Below are 19313 nucleotides of genomic sequence, written 5' to 3' on the forward strand. Positions count from 1 at the left end.
CCGGCACAGCCGCTCACGTCCGGAACGTGCCCGGTCAATCTGCGCCGTGATGACGTTCATACCTCCGCCTTCGCCGGCGAATGTGCTGGACTGGTGGCGTCCCGTACGCAGTTCCCCGGGGAGGGGCCATGGGCGAGGTCGCCACGGCCGTGTCCGACGAAGCGTTCTCCGCACTTGCCGAGAACCTGGGCCACATCCTTGAGACCCGCGCGCTGCTGTGTGTCATCGCGCCGGAGGACGTCCAGGGCGAGGCCGTGGTGGAGGCCGCTCTCAGACGCTGTGACGGGGCCGACTCCGTCTTGGTCACGACCGCCGCGCCGGGCACCCTCGCGGCGCGCCTGGACGCGCTCCACGCTGCTCTGCACCTCGGTGCCCGGCAGCGACGGCTGGCCGACGCGCAGCGGGCTGTCGAGGACGAACTCGCACGGCGCTCCTGGCCGGTTGTGGTCGTACGCGATGCCCATCTGCTGCGGACCGAGGCCCTGCTGTACGTCTATGGGCTGTGGAGCCTGTTCCAGGGCCGTGAACGCCGGATGCCCGTCGTCCTGGTGGGGCCCGAGCGGATCCGGTCCGTGCTGCGCCGGCCGTCACTGGCCAGCCTGGAGAGCTGCATCTTCATCTGGCACCGACTCACGCCCTCACCCTGACCTCGTCCGTTCGAGGGAATCGGCGGCTGGTGTCTTCGGTCGGTGCGCTCGCGCCGGTTAGCATCCTGCCCGGCTAGTGCGTACTGCCGATCACCGCCTGCTTCCGGAGCCACGCCGCCGGAGGCGGGGGTCAAGGTCCTTCGGGGCCCGCTCCTTTTCCGTTCTGCGTTCCGTCGTGTCCACGGCAGTCGTACGAGCCGGTGTCGGGGGCGTGGCCCGGCTCGGCAGAGGAGTACGTCATGCCGAAGAACCAGTCCACCGCCGCGCAGAGCGCCCGCAGGGCGAGCCGGCGCGGGGAGAAGTACACCGAAGCCCTGCGCCGTGCGGCGACCGGCGATGCGCCGCACGCACCTCATGTACTGCGGTTCCTGGCGGAGCGCTCGGGGAACCTCTACTACCTGGTCGGCGGGATCGCGGCGGCCTGGGCACACAGCGGACAGCGGGTCCTGCTCCTCGAGGAAGCCGAGGACTACTGGCGCTGGAGCATGAACGGCGTGTTCGACCGCCGAAGCCGCGGCCGCCGCAAGAAGGCGATCGAGCCGGCCACTCCGCCGGAGCCGACGACCAGCACGCTGTGGGCCTCGCCGGACGGCCCCGGCCTCCTGACTCGCCACTCCTGCATGTGGGAGGTCCGCCACCCCTCCCAGGAGAGTGACCGCGGCTTCCCCCGCACCGACCGCAGTCCGCTCACGGAGGCGGTGGCCGACGCCCTCGACGCCTACGACCTGATCGTCCTCCTGCCTAGGTACTGGTCCTACCCCGACCGGGAGAGCGCGACGGCGCACGTCGTTCTCGGGGAGATCGACGTCTTCCCGCACACCGACTGCAGGACCACGCTCCCGGGTCCCAGGGGCGAAGAGATGGGTGTCCCGCTGAGCCCCGAGCAGAGCGCGGCGGTTCTGCGCGAGCGTTGTCTGGGCTTCCTCTTCGGATCTCCTCATCTGCCCATCCGTCTGGACGGGGTGATCTGGCAGTCGAACGGGGAGCTGCCCGTCGATGAGGACTACCTGGCGGGCGTTGACCGGGACATGAACCGTGCCGGGCTGCGCCCCTTTGGATGGGCAATCTCCGAGCGCTGGCCTTCCCCGCACCGGGAGCTGCCCGAGCCCGGCCGGCTGAGGGACCTCAGCTTCGTCCAGCGGTACCAGCCGATCGCGGGGCGCCTGCGCACGGCGCTGGACGCCCGTCCCGCCCGCAGGAACTGACGCGACAGGGCTGGCCCGCACCGCGATTGTGGGCCAGCCCTTCGAGGCTCTTGGTCGTCTTGACCGGCTCACCGGCCATGCCCGTGCCGTCGCCGCATTCTCACGGGCGGTCGGGCTGTCGGTGCTCACCCGTACCCTGTCGCCCAAGCACGTGCGACAGGAGGGCAATGTGGCCCGCAACGGGATCAATAGACGCGAGCTGAACAAGTTCACGGACAACCTTGCCAAGGAGACCAAGAAGAGCCTGGAGCGCGCCCAACGACGGCACCCTGCTCGTATGTCTGCACAGCTCGATGTCAACGTCAGCGCGGTTTCCGGCGGTGAGCTGACCGAGAGCAGCGGCTATCTGGCCCGGTTGCTGCTCTTGCTGGACACCCGGAGCGGGCGTGGCGCCAGCCTGGCGCAGATCGAGCAGGAATTTCAGGAGGACCTGGCTCCCCTCGCTCTTCAGTTGGAACAGCGAGGCCTGGTGAGGGCCTTGCGGGCCGCGTCCGGCCTCTATGCCATCCACCTCAGCGATGAGGGCCTGGTCGAGGTGCACCGGCTCAAGGAGCTGCAGAAGAACCGTGCTGCCCGCTTGCGGCACACCATGGACGCCTTCCACCGGTGGCTGTTCGACACCGCAGGCGACCGCGAGCCCATCAACCCGGTGCTGTTCCTTGACACACCTTGGTCGTTCTTCGCCGGGGCCGTGATCACCGAATCCGAACTGGACGAAGCGCTCGGCTACCTGTCTGAGCACCAGCTGATCGAGTACATCGAAAACAAACCCGTCACCGTCGCCATCACACCTCAGGGCGTCAGCTGCGCCCTGGCAGGAGGAAGCGTGCAGGACCACGTCAACCGGCAGCGCCCCGGCGCCACTTACAACAACTTCCTGCCGAACGCGCAGGGCGTCATCATCGGCGAGCAGCAGAACGTCACCCAGAACAACACCGCCGGCATCGACCCGAGCGAGTTCATTCGGCTGGCCGGTTACGTCGGCCAGATCAGCCACACCCTGGGCATGCCCGACCCGGACCGCGTGGAACTGGAGCGCGTCGCCCGGGAGCTCCATGACGAAGCGACGTCGCCGGACCCGGAGCCGGGCCGGATGCGGCAGTTCGCGACCCAGGTCAAGGACATGCTGGTGGGAGCCGGAGCGACGGCGGCCGCTCAGGTCGGCATTCAGATGGCTGAGCAGGCCCTGGGCACGATCGTGTAGAACGCCTTGCGCCACAGGATGGGAGCCCCGGGAGATCAGTCATGGTGCCCGGGGCTCCGCCTGTGACGGCCCGCCTTCCCTCGTTCGGAGGTACGGCCAGCCCGAGCGGTGCTCGTTGAACGGACATGACCACCACGCTCTTGGCGCCCCTCTGCCGCCACGCCCCTGAACGAGGCCACCGCTGCCAGCGGTAGAGCGGCTTCGACGACGGCAACGGCTGGCACCACGACGGACTCATGGTCGACCCCGAGTTCCCGCTCCTCTACAAGCGCGACCCGTGGTGCTGGTCGCCCGAGCTCGGCTTTCACCACTCCCGCACCCCGGACTGCAGCACCGAGGCGTGTTGCACCCCTGACTTGCCACGACGAAGGGGCGGGATGCCAGCACCTTGGCAGCCCGCCCCTTCGTCAAGGGCTTCCGTCAGTTGGCCAACGGCACGCTGCGGTCGGCGTGGACGACCGTTCCGTCGGCCAGCCCGACGTAGGGCCGCATCTGCGCGTACGGGATGCGCTGCTCTCGCTCTACCCGTCGCACATCATCGACTCGCATCCAGAACTGCGCGGGAGGGGCGCCGGGAGCAAGCACGTGGGGGAGCCTGGTGGCCCAGTTCTCGCCTCGCGTGACGACCATGCGGCGATCACCGGGGAGCTCGATCCCCCAGTTGGTGATGGCGATCGGCTGGTCGCCGGTGTTGACCGCTTCCACGCTGACGAAATCGTCGCCCAGGTCCTGACTGCCGTCGGGCTGGTCGAAGACCGGGATGGAGTAGGAGACCTTGACGATGACCCGGGGGCCTACGGGAGCGGGCAGGTAGCTCGCGATGTGGAAGCGGTTCTCCTGCTGGTTGTGGTTGCCGACCTGCAGAGCGGCGGGGGCGTTGAAAGTGTTGCCGACCACGCCTTGGCGGGCCGCGAGTTCCTGCTGCTCTGCCACCAGTGCCTGAAGCTCGGCTGCGGTCTGCTGCTGCTCGGAGTTCTCCAAGTTCTCCAGGAGCGACTCGAAGCGGGTTTGCCACGATGCTTCCTGGCGGAGGCGCGCACGCTCAGTGTCGCCGGTGGCATCGGCTTCTTCCAGCGCCTGCGCGGTCCGGTCCAGGCGCTCCAGCTCCACTTGCTCGCGCTGAGTGTCTCCGCGCCCCAGGAGACGGGCTACGCGTTGCCGCAGGCCGGTCCATGCGTCGGTGCCGGCGGCCTGGACGACGGCGGCGCCGCCTGCTCCGGCCACGGCCATGAGTGCTTCGGTGAGCATGTGCCAATCCTTCGAGTCCGGAAACGCTGACCCTCAGGCTGTGGCGCTGAGGCTTGAGACCAGTGTCCCGGGCACCACTGACAACAGGCCCTGGCCAGCGGTGCCAGCCCGGATAAGCTGCCATCTCATGACAGATGATCTCCGAGCCCAATTCGACGAGTACGACCGTGCCGTGGCGCTGGCCAACGAGACCTACCGGGGCATGAGCTCCGACGAGCGCACTGTCCGAGCTGTCGCCGGACAGCACCTCGCCGAACACGCTCCAAGCGACCGTGTCGACCCGACGTGCACCGGATGCGAGGGCGCCGCCTGGCCCTGCACCACTGCCCGGGGCGCCATGAAGTACGTCGACCCGCGCTGGAACTGAGGGAGCCGCACGCCTGGCTCCAGTTAGCCCTTCTTTCAGCCGAACGTTGATCATCGTCAGGCATGCTGGACGTATGGCATCTGAGGCAGAGCGCAAGCTGACCGACACCTACGGCTGGCCGGTCGAGGAGGTGGACTTCGGCCGCGAAGATGAGCCGGACGTCGATGGCTGCGTGCTCGTGAAGTACGAGGGGACCGGCGTAGCCGCGCGGGTGGCCGCCAGGCCCGGCTCGGAAGATTTCAAGTCCAGTGAGACGTTTGTGGTGCTATGAGATTTGTGGTGCGGGTTCCCTGCGCTTGGCGGGATCGTTGATCCATGCCTTCTGGGGTATCTCGGGTGGTGTGGGGCGGCGGCCGAAGCGTTCGGGGTGGCGGGTGTAGGCCGCGGCCAGGGTGAGGGCTCTTTGGTCGCGGACCTCCTCGGCGGTGCCGAAGTGGACGCTGGCCGGTGTGTGCCAGCCGATGCCCGAGTGCCGGTGTTCGTGGTTGTAGTACGAGGTGAAGGCGTCGAACCATTCGCGGGCGTGGGCCAGGGAGTCGAACCGTTCGGGATAGTCGGCCATGTACTTGGTGGTTTTGAACTGGGCCTCGCTGTAGGGGTTGTCGTTGGAGACTTTCGGCCGTGAGTGGCTTCGGGTGACACCGAGGTCGATCAGCAGCTGCGAGACCTTCTTGGACGTCATGGAGGTGCCCCGGTCGGCGTGGACAGTCTCGGGCACGATGCCGTTGCGTTCGATGGTCTCGCGGATGAACTCCTCGGCCCGCTCGGCTGATTCGGCACGCTCCACGGTGTGACCGGCGATGTAGCGGCTGAAGATGTCGATGACGACGTAGGCGTGGAACCAGATGCCCCTGGCCGGTCCGGCGAGCTTGGTGATGTCCCAGGTGAAGACCTGCGAGGGGGCGGTGGCGACCAGTTCGGGCACCGTCTTGGCCGGGTGGGTGGCCTGACGGCGGCGCTCGCCGGCCTGGCCCTTCTCGCGCAGGATCCGGTACATAGTGGAGACCGAGCAGTGATAGCGGCCCGCGTCCAGCTCACGGGCCCAGATCTGCGCGGGCGGCAGCTCCGCGTACTCGGCGCTGTTCATCAACTCCAGTACCGCTGCGCGTTCTTCACCGGTCAGAGCCGACGGCTGCACCTGGACTCGGGAGCGGGGTGTGCGCGGCTGCGGGGGTTTGAGCCTGCGGTAGTGGGTGGCTCTGGACCGGCCGGTCAGCCGGCACGCGGCCGTGATGCCCAGCCGGACCTCGACGCCGGTGAACGCGGTGTCCACCACGGGGGCGGCCGCGTGCTTCAGTCCGCGCTCTCGGAGATCATTTCCAAGAGCGCGGAAGCTTTTCCCATCACCTCGAGTGCGGCCTTGTTCCGGGCCAGGTCCTTCTGCAGCCGCTCCACCTGCTGGCGCAGCTTCTCGTTCTCCACCTCCGCGGCGGACTTCTTCGCACGGGTCGGGCTGGTCCGGCGGTCGGCCAGGCTTTCCAGGGCCCCGGCATCCCGGGCGGCCCGCCACTCCTTGACATGCGAGTGGTAGAGCCGTTCCCGGCGCAGGACCGCACCCTTCTCGTTCCTGGGCGCGGCGTCGTACTCGGCGACGATCCGCAGTTTGTACTCCGAGGTGACGGTGGAGGTGTGGACGGTGTCCGCCCGGATCGACGCGGACGTTCTGGCGGAGGACCTGGCCGCCTACAGCGAGATGGACCAGGAGTCGCTGGACGCGGTGCAGGACGTCACGGTGGGCAGGATGTCGTTCGTGCGGGTGCGGATGTTCGGCCCGGACCATCCCTTCGAGGCGATGGACTCCTACACCGGGGACGTCTCCCGTATCGGCGAGGTGGTGCTGGACGTTGCTGACGGCCGATGGGAGCCGGCCTTCGAGGCCGCGCTCGCGCACCCCGTCGGTGACCTGCTCGTCATGGACCGGGTCATCCTGGAACCGCCGTGGCGCGGACTGGGCCTGGGCCCGGTACTGGCAGGTGCTGCCATCCGCCGTCTCTCGCAAGATTGTGTCGCGGTGGCGTGCGAGCCCGGATCGGCCGACGGCCGCGAGTTGACCGAGGAACAGCATCGCGAAGCCGCCGTCAAATTGGGCCGCGTATGGGAGCGGATCGGCTTCGAGCCCTTCCAGGAGGGTGTGCACATCCTGGACTGCCACCTGCAGCGGCCCCAGGATCTCCTTGCCGAACGTCAGGAGGAGTTCAACTCACTGTGCCGCGCCTGGCGGGACCACCACCACCCGTAGGGCTCCCGACTCACCCCCGACCAGATCACTCGCGACGGCGGTTCGCGTAAGATCACCGCTCGTCGAGGGGTGGTGGCATGGCCATGAGGAACTACCGGTGGTGCGTGGCGATCGCGGCGGCACTGCTGCTGGCCGGCTGCGGCGGCGGCGCGGAGAGCGACAGCTGGAACGGCAAGGCGGTGGCGCTCACGAAGGAACAGGTACGGGAGACGTTGCCGGATGGCGGGGCCATGAAGCGTTGGAAGGAGTCCGCTCGGCCCACGACCGTTGAGATGGACAAGCTCAACTACCGTTCGGAGGCCTGCCCAATCAAGGGCAACGCGGGCTGCGAGAACTCCCGCTTCTTCGGCGCCTCGACTTTCCGGCGCAACGACAACGCCGCCACCGTCACCGTCACCTTTCTGATCATCGCCTACGACAGCGAACAGGCTGCCCGTAAGGCGTACGACGTGCTCTGGGACGGCTACTACGGCAAGAAGGCGGGACAGCGGGCCAAGACGTTCAGCCTCGGCCCGATCGGAGACGAGCGCGACGCCCGGTTCGGTTCCTCCGGCTACTTCGGTGAGCCCGGCGCCGTGACCCAGACCCGGGTCGGCACGACGCTGCTGTGGACGCTGGCGGGTTCCGTGGACAAAGACACGGACGGCGTCAACGAGGACAGTGTCCGGGACCTGGCCACGGTGCTCGCCAAGCGGGCCCGACAGGCCCAGAACGGGGACGCGCCTTCCGCCGCGCTCGAGGGCTGACCGGGCGGCCACGCCGGGACCCGCTCCTCTGCTGGAGAGCAGAGGAGCTAATCCACCCGAACTTGGTCCCGCTGCACGAGCTCTTGAGTCATTCAGAAGGTGTTTTTGATCCCTACCGAAGGGGTGTCGTAGTCCGTAGCCCCGTGGGGTTCCTGGCGTTGGTGGTCAGCGGTTCGGGCGGATGTGCCCGGCCTGTGGTGGCCGGCTGAGGCCTGATGCCCAGCCGGCGCCGTGTACTGCTCGTTGGTATGCCGTTCCAGGCACTGGCGGATGGTGCGTCGGAGCAAGGACCGGATTGCCGCGCTTCGCGGCGAGGGCGAGCGGGCGGTGTGTCCGGAGTGAGGTGGATCCGTCTCTCGGCGGCATGAGGGTTTGTCGGTGCCGCGTGCTTCGATGGCGCGGCCCGTGCATGTGAGAGAAATGGGGATCAGGTGACACGTACGACGCCGCCGCGGCCTTTGGATTTGACCGCGGTGTTCCCGGAGTTGGCCACGCTGTCCAGGAACGCGGTCGCCGAGCCTCCCGCGTCCCGGCTAATGCGAGGCCTGTGCAGCGCCTCCATGCCGGACGCGCTGGACGACGTCCGCCTGGAGCGCGGCCAGCCCGCCCGGCGGCAGCGGGGCGGGGCTTCCGGTGAGGGTGTACCACTCCTCCGCGCCGGTGTACTGGATCGCGATCTGGGCGCGCCCGTCGGGCCGGCGGCTGGTGGCGATGGTGAGGCCGGCGGTGATGACGCCGACCTCGTCGGTCATCGCCCCGCCGGGCCCCGCCGTCACCGCGTCGACCAGCCGTCCGGGCGCGCTGCCGCTGCCGGTCACGAGCAGGTGTCCAGCATGTCGGTGAGCGTGTTCTTCTCCGCCCCGGTCACCGACAGCCCGTACGTGGCCTTCACCGAGACCCAGGAGCGGGCGTAGGTGCACCAGTGTGAGGCGGCGAGCGGTCAGTCCTTCTTGTCGCCCAGATTTTCGACGTAGTCCTGGGCCTTGTCGACGGCGGTGTCGATCTTTTCGCTGTGCTTGCCGTCGGTCTTGTCGTCGATGAAGTCGCCGACCTTCTCCAGCCCGTCGGAGATCTTGTCTGCGTGGGTCTCGGCGAGATCCTCGGCCTTGTCCTTGAGGTTCTTCAGGGCGTCGAACATGCGGGGGGTGTCTCCTTCACTCAAACTGCCTGGTAGAAGTAATGATTCCACGGTGGACACGACGCACAAGACGGCCTTGGCGGACGTGTCCGGGGCCCGGGCGCCGGGTGGTGCGCGCCGGTGCGCCGACGGCCCTCGCAGCGGTCCGACCGGGGATGCCGGCCCGAGGCCGCCGGAGTGAACGGGGTGCTGTGCTGGACCCGATAGGCTGCGCGGACATGAGTTCCAGCCGCAAATCATCGGAGTACGGGCAGGTCATGGTGGGTCAGAGGGGTTGGTGGGGGCAGGGCTTGGCCATCGCGGCGGTGTTCGCGGTAGCCGGGTGTTCGGCAGTCGGTGAAGGAACGTCGCCCGCGGCGACGGACGGCAAGCCGTCTTCCTCCGCCTCGGCCGGGGGCGGCGGTGGCCAGGCGGCCGATGCCACCACGACCCTGCCGGGCGTGCCCAGTGCCGGGCAGGCGAGGGAAGAGCTGGCCGGGCTGAGTGTGGCTCCTCATGAATCGATGGCCGGCTACAGCCGCTCCAAGTTCCCGCACTGGGCCGAGCAGGACGGCTGCGACACCCGCGAGAGGGTGCTGGAGCGGGACGGCACCGACGTCAAGCGAGACGACGAGTGCCGGGCGGTGTCCGGCACATGGGTGAGCGTGTACGACGGCGAGACGTTCACGGACGCCTCGGACCTCGACATCGACCACACGGTCCCGCTCGCCAACGCCTGGCGGTCGGGAGCCAAGTCGTGGACGCAGGAGAAGCGGAAGGAGTTCGCCAACGATTTGATCCGCCCGCAGCTGCTGGCCGTGTCGGCGTCCTCCAACCGGTCCAAGGGCGACCAGGGCCCGGATGAGTGGCAGCCGCCCTCCAAGACGTACTGGTGCGTCTACGGTCGGTCCTGGGTCTCGGTGAAGGCCACCTACGGGTTGTCGGTCACGGAGGCGGAGAAGGACATGCTCACCGAGATGCTGGACACCTGTACCTCATGACCGGAAACGACCATCCGCCCGCGCCGGAGCGGCTGGTGAGCAACGTGTCGGCGGGGCGCGGCGGGGCGATGACGGATGAGGTCGGCGTCATCACCGGCGACCTCACCGTGGCCACCGGCCTGCTGCCCGACGGGCGCGCCGGCATCACCGTCCAGTACACCGGAGCGGAGGAGTGGTACACCCTGACCGGCAGCCCGGTCCCGGTGCCGCCCGGCGGGCTGGCCGCACTTCACGCCGAGGTCCTCGAGCGGGTTCGGCAGGGAGGCGGGGCCGAAGCCCCGCACTGACCTTGATCAGACGCCGCACGGCCCCTGGAATGCGAAGGCCGACGCAACCCCGGCCGAAGGCCGGGGCCTGCCTTGGCACCTCCAGCGCTCGGTTCGCTGCCGGACTGCGGGCCTACCGGGTCGTGCGGGCCCGGAGGAGGGCATGATCATGCGTCGGCAGTGGTCAGGCCATCAGGCCCATTTCTGTCGGCGTGTGCTGGTGCAGGGCAGAGTGCGCAGGCCTGCACTGCTGTCGTCCGGGCAGTGTCCGGTGCAGCTCGGCCCGGTCCGCGAACGCACCGCCCACCAGCGGGCCGACGAACTCGCGCCGCCGAACACGGCCATGAAGTAGCCCTGGTACGGCCCCTTTCACGCGGAGTGGTGATGTCGGCGACGATCGTCATCGCCAGCGACATCAGCCCGCCGCTGCCGAGACCCTGCACGGCGCGGAACGCCGCGAGTTCGTAGATCGACGTGGTGCATTCGCACAGCAGCGAGCCGACGGTGAACAGGGCGATCGTGGTGAGGTAGACGGGCCTGCGGCCGTGGATATCGGAGAGCTTGCCGTACAGCGGCGTCGCGATGGTGGCGGTGATGGGATACGCGGTGGTCACCCATGCCTGGGTGGTCAGCCCGTGCAGGTCGTCGGCGATGGTCCGCAGCATGGACGAGACCACCATGCCGAGCACCAGCCCGGATATGACCGTGGTGATCTGCCGGTGACTGAGCCGCGGCGGCATGTCCCCGGCCGCGCCCTGGGACCATCCCCGCGGGTGCGGGGAGCAGGGTGTACCGCCGAGCCACCAGGACTTATAGGCATGCCGTCGCGGGCCAACTGGGCTGTGTGGCCCAGCTGGCCCGCGACGACTGGTGGTCAGCTCCGGTCCGAGGGGCTGGGGCCGACCAGTTCCTCCAGGACGTCTTCCATGGTCACGAAGCCGATGACAGTGCCCTTCTCGCCGGTGACGGCGGCCAGGTGGGTGCCGGCGGCGCGCATGGCGGTCATGGTGTCGTCGAGCGGGGTGTCGATCTCGACCTGGATGACCGGGTGCAGGGCGCTGCGCGGGAAGGGCCGGGTGCGCTCGGCGGCGCCCAGGGCGTCCTTGATGTGGAGATAGCCCAGCACCTCGTCGGCGGGTCCGGTGACCGGCAGGCGGGAGAAGCCTGAGGCCGCGGCGGCGCGTTCCAGCTGCTGCGGGGTGGTCTCGTGGTCCACGGTGACCGTCTTGTTCAGCGGCACCATCACCTCGCCGACCGGGCGGGTGCCCAGTTCGAGTGCGTCCTGGAGGCGTTCGACGTCGGCGGGGTCCAGCAGCCCGGCCTCGCTGGAGTCCTTGACCAGACGGGCGAGTTCGTCGTCGGTGAAGACGGAGGCGACCTCGTCCTTCGGCTCGACCTTCAAGAGCCGCAGCAGCGTGTTGGCGAAGGCGTTGATGCCGAAGATGACCGGCTTGAAGGCACGGGTGAGGGCCACCAGTGGGGGGCCGAGCAGCAGCGCGGTCGGCGCGGGTGCGGCGAGGGCGATGTTCTTCGGCACCATCTCGCCGACCAGCATGTGCAGATAGGTCGCCGCGGTGAGCGCGATGACGAAGGCGATCGGGTGGATCAGCGCCTCAGGCACCCCGATGGCGTGGAACGGCGGCTCCAGCAGGTGGGCGATGGCGGGTTCGGCGACCGCGCCCAGCACCAGGGAGGAGACGGTGATGCCGAGCTGCGCGGTGGCCATCATCGCGGACAGGTGCTCCAGGGCCCACAGCGTGCTCTTCGCCCGCCGGTTGCCCTGGAGTGCGGCCGGTTCGATCTGGCTGCGCCGTACCGAGATGAGGGCGAACTCGGCGCCGACGAAGAACGCGTTGGTGACCAGGGTGAGTGCGCCGATCAGCAGCTGGATCGTGGTCATCGGGCGTCCTCCGTGCTCGGCTGGGCGGCGGCCGGGGCGGTGATGCGGACCCGGTCGGCCCGGTGGTGCTCGATGTTCAGGACGGCCAGCTGCCAGCCGTCCACGTCGATGCGGTCGGTCAGGGCCGGGATGCGCTCCAGGCGGGTGGCGACCAGGCCGGCCAGCGTCTCGTACGGGCCGTCGGGTGCGGCGAAGCCGATCTCCTTGAGTTCGTCCAGGCGGACGCTGCCGTCGGCCTCCCACACGGGCCGGCCGTCCGGGGACTCGGCGACGGGCATCAGGTCGGGCTGCTGGTGCGGGTCGTGTTCGTCGCGGACCTCGCCGACGACCTCCTCGACGATGTCCTCGACCGTGGCGACGCCGGCGGTGCCGCCGTACTCGTCGATGATCACGGCCATGGTGCGGGAGGCGCGCAGCCGGCCCAGGAGCTTGTCGACCGGCAGCGAGTGGGGCACCCGCAGCGGCTCGGTGGCCAGCTCGGTGACCGCGGTGACGGCCCGCTTGTCCTCCTCCAGGGCGAGGACGTCGCGGATGTGGACGGTCCCGATGACCTCGTCCAGGCTGTCGCGGTAGACGGGGAAGCGGGACAGGCCGGTGGCCAGCGTGAGGTTCGCCGCGTCCGTCGCGGTGGCGTGGGCCTGAAGGGCCTTCACGTCCACGCGCGGGGTCATGACGTTCTCGGCGGTCAGCTCGGACAGGTGCAGGGTGCGCACGAACAGCTCGGCCGAGTCCGCCTCGATCGCTCCCTCACGGGCGGAGTGCCTGGCCAGCGCGACCAGTTCCTCCGGGGTGCGGGCGGAGGCGAGCTCTTCCTGCGGTTCCAGCCCGAAGCGGCGCACCAGACGGTTCGCGGTGTTGTTCAGGTGCCGGATCAGCGGGGCGAACGCGGCGGTGAAGCCGCGCTGCGGGCCGGCCACCGCCTTGGCGACGGTCAGCGGGCTGGAGATCGCCCAGTTCTTCGGGACCAGCTCACCGACCACCATCAGCACCACCGTGGCGATCGTGACGCCCAGCAGGGTCGAGACGGTGGAGACGGCGCCGGCCGGCAGGCCGACAGCTTCCAGCGGGCCACGCAGCAGGGCGGCGAGCGACGGCTCGGCGAGCATGCCGATCACCAGCGAGGTCACCGTGATGCCCAGCTGGGCACCGGAGAGCTGGAAGGTCAGCGTGCGTACGGCCTTCAAGGCTCCCTCGGCACCGCGCTCACCGGCCGCGGCGGCGCGCTCCAGCTCACCACGCTCGATCGTCGTCAGGGAGAACTCGGCCGCGACGAACACCGCACACGCCAAGGTCAGAGCAAGGGCCAGGAGCAACAGCAGGACTTCGGTCACCGTGCCACCCCCGACCCCTCACCTATGCGTGGCGGGCGGGCAATGGCACGGCTGGGACTGGGAGGTTCACCCATGGCGGGTCTGCTGCTCCTTCTTGGCTCATCGGATCGGGCGGATCCTGGTGCGGTTCGGTGAGGCGTCTACGCCCAGACCCCCATAGTAAAGGGGCGGCAAAGTCGCCTTGCGGGGGCGGCTTCCGCCGTCCGCACGGGTGGTTTTCGGACGTTCCATGAGCTTGGGATTCAACCTCATACCCGTGGTCAGCCTGTGGCTGAACGAGGTCCGAGCGGGCCGTGACGTCAAGAAGGTGACAAGTTTCCTTGACATTCACTGGTGTGACAAGGAAACTTGTCACCGTGCGAAACCATGTGCGGGAGTACCGACTCGAGCGACGGATCTCTCAGGCCGAGCTGGCTGAGGCCGTGGGTGTGTCGCGGCAGACCATCAACGCCATCGAGACCGGGCGCTATCTCCCCTCGCTCCCGCTCGCGTTCGCGCTGGCCGGCTTCTTCGGCACGGTCATCGAGCAGCTGTTCACACCGAGCGAAGGTGACGCGTAATGATGGACGTAGATCCCGTGACGGCGTGGCGGGCCGACATGGCCTGGTACCTGGGCATCGCCGTCGCGTCAGGGCTGGCTTTCGGATTAGGCCAGGGGCTGGTGGCCGGGTTGCTGGCCGGTACGAGCATGCTGGTCTTCGCCCTTGCCCTGGCGCTGGGCCGCCGCCGCATTGACGCCATCCGGGCCGTCGGGGGCGCCGGCGACGAGCGCAACCGCGCTCTGTACATGCGCTCGTTGTCGGTAGCCGGTGGCGTTCTCGGCCTGGTCGTCACCGGGTGGTACCTGGTCAGTGTGGCCCGGGGTGAGCCCGACGGGACACTGCTCGCCCTCACCGTGCTGTTCGCGGGCGTGTTCGTCGGCGCTGGCGTGGTCAGCTCGTGGCGGGGGTGACGCCAGCCGAGGTGCCGCGGGCCGGCACGCCCGACCGCCGACGGCGCCGTCGTCTCGCCTGGGCGCTGGTGGCCACGGCGCCGCTGGTGGCCGAGTTCGCCTCGGGCAACTTGCCAGTCATCTACGTATGGCTGCTGGTGATCTACGCGCCCCTGTACGGCGGCGCCGCCGTGTTCATCCGCGACTTGGGCCGTCGCTCCGCGCGGCCCTGGCCGGTCATCTTCACTCTGGGCTTGGCCTACGGCGTGGTCGAGGAGTCGTTCATCAGCTTCTCGCTGTTCAACCCCGACTATGCTGACCTGCGGCTGCTCGACTTCGGGTGGATCCCGGCGCTCGGTATCGGGTCGTGGTGGACGACGTTCGTCGTACTGCTCCACGCCGTGTGGAGCATCTGCGTGCCCATCGCTCTGGTGGAGGCCCTGGGCGGCGACCTCGCCGATCGGCCCTGGCTCACCCCCCGCGGCCTTGCCTGGGCCGTGCTGGCCATCGGCCTGGGCGGAGCGGCGACGGCCGGTATCACCTTGTCCGAGGACGACTTCGTGCCGTCGTCCGCACACCTGGCCGGCGCCGCGGTGGCGGTGACGGCACTTTTCGCGCTCGCCGGGTGGCTGGCTCGCACGCCGCGCCGTCCGTCCCGAGCCGCAGGTGACGGCGCTGCCCCTCCCGCGGCGCCACCCGAGCTCGCTGCCTCCGGTCGGCCCGTGGTTCCCGCCGGGGCGGCGCCCACGCCTCAACGGGCCGCCGCAGCTGCGGTGAGCGCCACGCTCCTCTTCGTCGCTGGCGCCGCCCAGGTCGGGCCCGCGCCGGCGGTGGTGACGGTCTACCTGGTCCTCGTCGCCTGGGGCGTGACAGCGGTCAGACGATGGTCGGCCCGCCCCGGCTGGTCGCCACGCCACCGCCTCGCCCTGGCCGCCGGCGCACTGGTGCCCCACCTGGCTTTCGCCGTGGCGCAGCGGTCGCTGGTCGAGGTCCCACTGTGGCTGGACCTGCTCGGCAACCTGATCTTCATCTCCGGCACAACCACCCTGGTGATGGCCGGCTGGCGGGCCGTCGGTCGCTCCGCCACCCCTTGACACTGGCCCAAGCGGCCCTGCTGGTGTGGTCAAACACCATCATTGGGGCCCACTGAGCCTCCGCCAAGCTCGTTTCCGCAGTTCAGTGGGGCTGGTGTGATGCGTTGGTGAGGTCCTCACGCTGACAGGTGGCATGATCGTCGGGGCGAGATCATCCGCCCGCTCCGTCAGCGCTGTACTTCGCTGTTCGCCAGGACGAGCAGGGCCCGCAGGAGCGTGGTGGCCTGCCGGGTGTCGGTGCGGAGCTTGGTCAGGATCCGCCAGTTCTTGAGGTTCGCGAAGCCGTGTTCGTTGGCGGCGCGTTCGCGGCTGACCAGGCGGTTCGCTTCCTTCTCGGCGGCGGTCAGCTTGTGGTTGCGGGTGGCCTTGCGGCCGGTGATGATCACCGGGTCGTCGTCGGGTTTGTCGTCGAGGCCGACGAAGCCGAGGTCGGCCAGGGCGCCGAGGCCGGCTTCCCGCAGGTGTTCGGTGATCTTGTTGTGGCGGGCGGTGGTGATCTCGCTGGACCGGCCGGGCTTGGCTGCGGAGATCCAGATCAGGTTGCCCTTCTCGTCGGTCAGTGCGAGAAACAGCAGGCCATGGGCCTTGTGCTTGCCCGAGTAGTTCTTCCGGTCGTCCTTCCCAGTGCGGCGGTGGGTGCGGATCAGGGTGCCGTCGAGGAGGACCACGACCCCGCCGCTGCGGGCGATCTTCTTCAGCGCGCGGTCCAGGCGTGGGGCGCGGGCGGCCAGCAGCTTGACGACTTCCTTCACCCAGCGGCGGACGGTGGACTCCCCGACACCGTTGCCGCCGGCCATGTCGGCCAGGCGCTGGTCGTGACGCAGGACGGCGAGCACGATGACGGCCTGCTTACCGGGTTCGGCCTTGCGCCAGACAGAGCGCATCCGGTTGCGGCGCCGGCGTATCAGGCCGGCGACGAGATCGATGGTCCGCTTCGACAGCGGGAGGCGGACCTGGTAGACAACATCCTGAGCGCCCTCGGCGGGCTGGTTTTTCGTCACACATCAACCAACTCCCGCCGGGGGCCCTCGCGTTACGGCCGGAATCGGCCCGTCCGGCCGCCAACACCGCTGGTCAGCATGGCCGGTAGCGGCCCGATGCGGTGCGGACGAGCCAGCCCCGGTCGGAGAGTTTGCGCAGCTGACCCCGGACCGGCTCGATCTTCCCCGGCGTCGTCTCCCGGCCCAGTCCGACGGCAACGTCCTTGGCCATCACCGGACCGTCCGACCCGGCCACGATCTCCATGATCCGACGGTATTCCGAGGTCAGGGCCTGAAGCCCCATCCCCTCGACACGATCGGGGACCACCCGCATCCCGCCCGCACCCGGGCCCACCGTCACAGCGACCGGCTCCGGCTCCGGCTCCGGCGACACGATGCCCGACGGCCGCCGTCCACCGTCGGTGGCCTCGGCCCACTGCCCGAACACCACCTCGGCGGCCTCCAACCGGGCCACCTCCAGCTCGAGTTCGCCCAGCTCCTTACGCAGGAGCTCAGCACGTTTCGCCAGCTCAAGCCGCCGCCCGATCGTCCACGTCAGCACGTCTGTCATGAACATCCCTCCCGACGCGGAACCTACGCGGCAGCCCCGAACCTCACGCCAGAACCCGCGAGAACGCCCGCGCCGGACGATCTCGTGCTAACGATCACGCCACCTGTCAGCGTGAGGACCTCACCGCGCATCACACCAGCCCCACTGAACTGCGGAAACGAACTTGGCGGAGTCTCACTCATGGTCGATGTTCCTCTCATGAGAACCATCTGACCCTCTGTCACCATCCTCCGCATCTCGGGGGAACCTCAGGTCAAGAACCGTACGTACACATGAAGGAGTGAACGCCACGATGGTGTTCAAGCGGCTGCTCGGATCGCTCGGCGTGGGCGGGCCCACGGTGGACACGGTCCTGGACCCGGGCGCGGCGCTGCCCGGCGGGACCCTGAGCGGGCAGGTCCACCTCAGGGGCGGTGACGCGGACTTCACGATCGAGCACATCACCCTGGAGCTGGTGGCCCGCGTCGAGGCCGAGCACGACGGCGGGGAGTCCGAGGGCGCGGTCGTCTTCGAGCGGTTCACCGTCGGCGGCAGCTTCCGCCTCGCCGCCGGCGAACTGCACAGCGTGCCCTTCAGTGTGATGCTGCCGTGGGAGACCCCCATCACCGAGCTGTACGGGCAGGGTCTGGGCATCGTGCTCGGGGTGCGCACCGAGCTGGCGGTGGCGGGCGCGAAGGACAAGGGCGACCTCGACCAGCTCGCGGTGCGCCCTCTACCCGCCCAGGAGGCGATCCTGGAGGCGCTCGGGACGCTCGGCTTCGGCTTCAAGTCCGCGGACCTGGAGCTGGGGCGCATCGGCGGCACCGGCCAGCAGCTGCCCTTCTACCAGGAGATCGAGCTCGCCCCGGCACCGCAGTACGCGCACCAGATGAACGAGATCGAGGTGACCTTCCTCGCCGGTCCGGCCGGTTTGGAGGTGGTCCTGGAGGCCGACAAGCGCGGCGGACTCTTTTCCGGGGGCCACGACGCGGTGTCCCGTTTCACCGTCAGCCACCACGGCGTCGAGCAGATCAACTGGAGCGCCGAAGTCGACGGCTGGATCCGTCAGATGGTCGAGCACCGCGCCTCCTACGGTTCTCACGGATCGTACGGGCACGGCGAGTCGCACCACGGCGGCCACTACGGCCACGGCGCCCCCTACGCCGCCCACGGCAGCCACCCCCACAAGGACGACCACGGTCACGGCGACCACCATCACGGCGAGGGCCACGGGCACCGCTCGGGGCCCGGCATGGGAACCGTGGTCGCGGCCGGCGCGGCGGGCCTCGCCGTCGGTGTGGTCGGCGGCATGGTCGCGGCCGAAGTCATCGACGAGGTCTTCGATGATGAGGAGGAAGACGGAGAGGACGAAGGCTGACCCACCCCGTCACCACTCGAGGGGCCGCGCGGGCGCCTCGCGCCAGACGGCCCCTCGAGACCGGCATCGGTATCGCCGCTGTGCTGGGCGCTGACGGGTCATCGGTGCGTTGCCGTGGTCCTGGGGCCGCCCCATCGCAGTCTGCCGTGAGCCCCTGGCGGGCTCACGGGCGGTACACGTGGAGGTGGTTCACCTCGTAGGACATGGCTGAGGTGGACGGGTCCGGAGCTGGATGATGTCGGCCCGTGCACACTGACAGGTTGACGACGAGGTACGCGTACCAGTCATGGCCAACTCCGACACCATCGGAGAAGGCCTGGCAGCCGTTGACCCACCAGTTGACGGACTCCGGACACAGTTCGACTCTCAGGTCGACCCACGCGCCCGGGCGGATCGCAGGGTCGGTGAAGTAGTGCCCGCTCCCGTTGACATGGTTCGACAGCTCCAGGACGTTCGGGTTGTTGGGGTGGTACTCGAACACGTCAACTTCGTTCCCGCCGTCCCGCCACGTCCAGATCGCGGGCCAGGCTCCGTGCTCGACGGGCAGCCGCACGCGGGTTTCAAGGATGTCGCCCGTACGGACCATGAAGTCCTCGTCGCTGCCCTCGGTCGTCAGCAGCCCGGTGCTCCAGGTGCCTTCCGGTCGGCGGGTGGCCCGGAATGCGCCGTGGCGGCTGTAGGAAGGGTCGGGTACGAGGTGGTCGAGTTTGTTGTCCCCGGGGTTGGTCGGGCCGCCGTCGGGGTACGCCCATGAACGGCCCGCGACCCACTGCTGCTCGGAAGCGAAGTCGGCGATGAACACCGGCGTTCCCAGGGGGCGCGGCAAGTACGCGGGGGGCGGCGCCTGCGTCTCGGGGGTGAGCATCTGGCCGATCCATCCAGGGAGCGTGAACCCTTGGCCCACCATGACGTCTCCATAAGGTGTTGGGCCCGGGAGGGCCGGGTGTGGCTGATGACGTCTTGTCTTCAGTGACTCGAACGAAGTGGGCTGCCCGGCCCTCCGGGGCGCCCTGGCTGGGCTCCTCCCAGGTCTCGCTCGACCCAAAGAAGGGGGAGTGGACCACTGTGCGACTGGTTGACACGGTAGAACGGGCCGTGAGGCGTCCAGA

At 69.1% G+C, this 19313-nt stretch carries 23 protein-coding genes and 1 pseudogene; 13 read left to right on the forward strand and 11 right to left on the reverse strand.

Translation table 11 applies throughout. The annotated features are described in order from the left end of the window. Positions 1-128: 128 nt before the first annotated feature. The 3 genes from E4N62_RS44755 (at position 129) to E4N62_RS44765 (ending at position 3056) form a co-directional block, all read left to right on the forward strand. Complete coding sequence (locus tag E4N62_RS44755; RefSeq protein ID WP_230224030.1) at positions 129-647, forward strand: AAA family ATPase; 519 nt, start codon at positions 129-131, stop codon at positions 645-647. 239 nt (positions 648-886) lie between these two features. Further along, positions 887-1852: a hypothetical protein gene (locus E4N62_RS44760; protein WP_230224032.1), complete on the forward strand. Its 966-nt coding sequence runs from the start codon at positions 887-889 to the stop codon at positions 1850-1852. Positions 1853-1880: 28 nt separating this feature from the next. Further along, complete coding sequence (locus tag E4N62_RS44765; protein ID WP_230224034.1) at positions 1881-3056, forward strand: hypothetical protein; 1176 nt, start codon at positions 1881-1883, stop codon at positions 3054-3056. A 420-nt stretch (positions 3057-3476) separates the two neighbouring features. On the opposite strand, the gene E4N62_RS44770 is transcribed toward E4N62_RS44765, so the two are convergent. Then, positions 3477-4304: a coiled-coil domain-containing family 149 protein gene (locus tag E4N62_RS44770; RefSeq protein ID WP_230224035.1), complete on the reverse strand. Its 828-nt coding sequence runs from the start codon at positions 4302-4304 to the stop codon at positions 3477-3479. A 127-nt stretch (positions 4305-4431) separates the two neighbouring features. On the opposite strand from E4N62_RS44770, the gene E4N62_RS44775 reads away from it, so the two are divergent. Then, on the forward strand, positions 4432-4671 hold the full coding sequence (locus E4N62_RS44775) for a hypothetical protein (RefSeq protein WP_230224037.1): 240 nt from the start codon (positions 4432-4434) through the stop codon (positions 4669-4671). Positions 4672-4744: 73 nt separating this feature from the next. Continuing rightward, complete coding sequence (locus tag E4N62_RS44780) at positions 4745-4942, forward strand: hypothetical protein (protein ID WP_230224039.1); 198 nt, start codon at positions 4745-4747, stop codon at positions 4940-4942. On the opposite strand, the gene E4N62_RS44785 is transcribed toward E4N62_RS44780, so the two are convergent. Next, a complete protein-coding gene (locus E4N62_RS44785) occupies positions 4937-5947 on the reverse strand; it encodes an IS3 family transposase (protein ID WP_230224040.1) in 1011 nt (336 codons plus the stop codon). The two genes, E4N62_RS44780 and E4N62_RS44785, sit on opposite strands and share 6 nt — an antisense overlap. 17 nt (positions 5948-5964) lie before the next feature. After that, entirely contained in the window at positions 5965-6093 is a 129-nt protein-coding gene (locus tag E4N62_RS48445) for a hypothetical protein (RefSeq protein ID WP_268270499.1), read from the reverse strand. 181 nt (positions 6094-6274) lie between these two features. Between E4N62_RS48445 and E4N62_RS44790 the strand changes: the two genes are divergently transcribed. Both E4N62_RS44790 and E4N62_RS44795 read left to right on the forward strand, forming a co-directional pair. Further along, the gene (locus E4N62_RS44790) at positions 6275-6910 is read left to right on the forward strand and encodes a hypothetical protein (RefSeq protein WP_230224041.1); all 636 of its coding nucleotides are present in this window, start codon (positions 6275-6277) and stop codon (positions 6908-6910) included. A 77-nt stretch (positions 6911-6987) separates the two neighbouring features. Next, positions 6988-7656: a hypothetical protein gene (locus tag E4N62_RS44795; RefSeq protein ID WP_230224042.1), complete on the forward strand. Its 669-nt coding sequence runs from the start codon at positions 6988-6990 to the stop codon at positions 7654-7656. A 533-nt stretch (positions 7657-8189) separates the two neighbouring features. Here the strand turns inward: E4N62_RS44795 and E4N62_RS44800 are convergent. Together E4N62_RS44800 and E4N62_RS44805 are read right to left on the reverse strand one after the other, a co-directional pair. After that, positions 8190-8408 carry a hypothetical protein gene (locus E4N62_RS44800; RefSeq protein WP_230224228.1) on the reverse strand — a complete coding sequence of 73 codons (219 nt, stop codon included), beginning with the start codon at positions 8406-8408 and terminating at the stop codon, positions 8190-8192. Between the two features lie 188 nt (positions 8409-8596). Beyond that, complete coding sequence (locus E4N62_RS44805; RefSeq protein ID WP_230224043.1) at positions 8597-8794, reverse strand: antitoxin; 198 nt, start codon at positions 8792-8794, stop codon at positions 8597-8599. Between the two features lie 257 nt (positions 8795-9051). Here E4N62_RS44805 and E4N62_RS44810 point away from each other — a divergent pair, with 257 nt between their 5' ends. Together E4N62_RS44810 and E4N62_RS44815 are read left to right on the forward strand one after the other, a co-directional pair. After that, positions 9052-9774 carry an HNH endonuclease family protein gene (locus tag E4N62_RS44810; RefSeq protein ID WP_374117258.1) on the forward strand — a complete coding sequence of 241 codons (723 nt, stop codon included), beginning with the start codon at positions 9052-9054 and terminating at the stop codon, positions 9772-9774. Beyond that, entirely contained in the window at positions 9771-10061 is a 291-nt protein-coding gene (locus E4N62_RS44815) for a hypothetical protein (RefSeq protein WP_230224045.1), read from the forward strand. Before E4N62_RS44810 ends, E4N62_RS44815 begins: the two co-directional genes overlap by 4 nt. Before the next feature lie 253 nt (positions 10062-10314). Here E4N62_RS44815 and E4N62_RS44820 read toward each other — a convergent pair. The 3 genes and pseudogenes from E4N62_RS44820 to E4N62_RS44830 form a co-directional block, all read right to left on the reverse strand. Next, positions 10315-10780 (reverse strand): annotated as a pseudogene (locus E4N62_RS44820) (MFS transporter); the annotation flags it as partial. A 134-nt stretch (positions 10781-10914) separates the two neighbouring features. Further along, positions 10915-11940 carry a hemolysin family protein gene (locus tag E4N62_RS44825; protein ID WP_230224047.1) on the reverse strand — a complete coding sequence of 342 codons (1026 nt, stop codon included), beginning with the start codon at positions 11938-11940 and terminating at the stop codon, positions 10915-10917. After that, a complete protein-coding gene (locus E4N62_RS44830) occupies positions 11937-13271 on the reverse strand; it encodes a hemolysin family protein (protein ID WP_230224049.1) in 1335 nt (444 codons plus the stop codon). Before E4N62_RS44830 ends, E4N62_RS44825 begins: the two co-directional genes overlap by 4 nt. A gap of 356 nt (positions 13272-13627) precedes the next feature. Here E4N62_RS44830 and E4N62_RS44835 point away from each other — a divergent pair, with 356 nt between their 5' ends. From E4N62_RS44835 to E4N62_RS44845, 3 genes are read left to right on the forward strand one after another with little or no spacing between them, the layout of a single operon-like run. Further along, positions 13628-13831, forward strand: coding sequence for a helix-turn-helix transcriptional regulator (locus E4N62_RS44835; RefSeq protein ID WP_230216909.1), 204 nt, complete (start codon positions 13628-13630; stop codon positions 13829-13831). Further along, the gene (locus E4N62_RS44840; protein ID WP_230216907.1) at positions 13831-14223 is read left to right on the forward strand and encodes a hypothetical protein; all 393 of its coding nucleotides are present in this window, start codon (positions 13831-13833) and stop codon (positions 14221-14223) included. Before E4N62_RS44835 ends, E4N62_RS44840 begins: the two co-directional genes overlap by 1 nt. Beyond that, positions 14220-15296 (forward strand): hypothetical protein, encoded by a 1077-nt coding sequence (locus E4N62_RS44845; protein WP_230216905.1) that lies wholly within the window; start codon positions 14220-14222, stop codon positions 15294-15296. The genes E4N62_RS44840 and E4N62_RS44845 overlap by 4 nt, the downstream gene beginning before the upstream one ends. Before the next feature lie 167 nt (positions 15297-15463). On the opposite strand, the gene E4N62_RS44850 is transcribed toward E4N62_RS44845, so the two are convergent. Together E4N62_RS44850 and E4N62_RS44855 are read right to left on the reverse strand one after the other, a co-directional pair. Then, positions 15464-16297: a transposase family protein gene (locus E4N62_RS44850; protein ID WP_230224051.1), complete on the reverse strand. Its 834-nt coding sequence runs from the start codon at positions 16295-16297 to the stop codon at positions 15464-15466. Positions 16298-16370: 73 nt separating this feature from the next. Continuing rightward, positions 16371-16847: a hypothetical protein gene (locus E4N62_RS44855; RefSeq protein ID WP_230224052.1), complete on the reverse strand. Its 477-nt coding sequence runs from the start codon at positions 16845-16847 to the stop codon at positions 16371-16373. A gap of 292 nt (positions 16848-17139) precedes the next feature. On the opposite strand from E4N62_RS44855, the gene E4N62_RS44860 reads away from it, so the two are divergent. Then, entirely contained in the window at positions 17140-18204 is a 1065-nt protein-coding gene (locus tag E4N62_RS44860; protein ID WP_230224229.1) for a sporulation protein, read from the forward strand. A gap of 163 nt (positions 18205-18367) precedes the next feature. On the opposite strand, the gene E4N62_RS44865 is transcribed toward E4N62_RS44860, so the two are convergent. Further along, the gene (locus E4N62_RS44865) at positions 18368-19069 is read right to left on the reverse strand and encodes a family 16 glycosylhydrolase (protein WP_230224230.1); all 702 of its coding nucleotides are present in this window, start codon (positions 19067-19069) and stop codon (positions 18368-18370) included. Positions 19070-19313 lie beyond the last annotated feature (244 nt).

Origin of the sequence: Streptomyces sp. MNU76, from assembly GCF_020982545.1 — a bacterium.
In the GTDB taxonomy this organism is placed as follows: Bacteria; Actinomycetota; Actinomycetes; order Streptomycetales; family Streptomycetaceae; genus Streptomyces.

Bases quoted from the DNA above. Each gene is read 5' to 3' on its own strand.
- E4N62_RS44770 (WP_230224035.1), bottom strand. From the start codon at position 4,304: ATGCTCACCGAAGCACTCATGGCCGTGGCCGGAGCAGGCGGCGCCGCC.
- E4N62_RS44810 (WP_374117258.1), top strand. From the start codon at position 9,052: ATGGTGGGTCAGAGGGGTTGGTGGGGGCAGGGCTTGGCCATCGCGGCG.
- E4N62_RS44815 (WP_230224045.1), top strand. From the start codon at position 9,771: ATGACCGGAAACGACCATCCGCCCGCGCCGGAGCGGCTGGTGAGCAAC.
- E4N62_RS44860 (WP_230224229.1), top strand. From the start codon at position 17,140: ATGGTGTTCAAGCGGCTGCTCGGATCGCTCGGCGTGGGCGGGCCCACG.
- E4N62_RS44755 (WP_230224030.1), top strand. From the start codon at position 129: ATGGGCGAGGTCGCCACGGCCGTGTCCGACGAAGCGTTCTCCGCACTT.
- E4N62_RS44840 (WP_230216907.1), top strand. From the start codon at position 13,831: ATGATGGACGTAGATCCCGTGACGGCGTGGCGGGCCGACATGGCCTGG.
- E4N62_RS44780 (WP_230224039.1), top strand. From the start codon at position 4,745: ATGGCATCTGAGGCAGAGCGCAAGCTGACCGACACCTACGGCTGGCCG.
- E4N62_RS44775 (WP_230224037.1), top strand. From the start codon at position 4,432: ATGACAGATGATCTCCGAGCCCAATTCGACGAGTACGACCGTGCCGTG.
- E4N62_RS44825 (WP_230224047.1), bottom strand. From the start codon at position 11,940: ATGACCACGATCCAGCTGCTGATCGGCGCACTCACCCTGGTCACCAAC.
- E4N62_RS44855 (WP_230224052.1), bottom strand. From the start codon at position 16,847: ATGACAGACGTGCTGACGTGGACGATCGGGCGGCGGCTTGAGCTGGCG.
- E4N62_RS44795 (WP_230224042.1), top strand. From the start codon at position 6,988: ATGGCCATGAGGAACTACCGGTGGTGCGTGGCGATCGCGGCGGCACTG.
- E4N62_RS44865 (WP_230224230.1), bottom strand. From the start codon at position 19,069: ATGCTCACCCCCGAGACGCAGGCGCCGCCCCCCGCGTACTTGCCGCGC.
- E4N62_RS44760 (WP_230224032.1), top strand. From the start codon at position 887: ATGCCGAAGAACCAGTCCACCGCCGCGCAGAGCGCCCGCAGGGCGAGC.
- E4N62_RS44805 (WP_230224043.1), bottom strand. From the start codon at position 8,794: ATGTTCGACGCCCTGAAGAACCTCAAGGACAAGGCCGAGGATCTCGCC.
- E4N62_RS44800 (WP_230224228.1), bottom strand. From the start codon at position 8,408: ATGACCGACGAGGTCGGCGTCATCACCGCCGGCCTCACCATCGCCACC.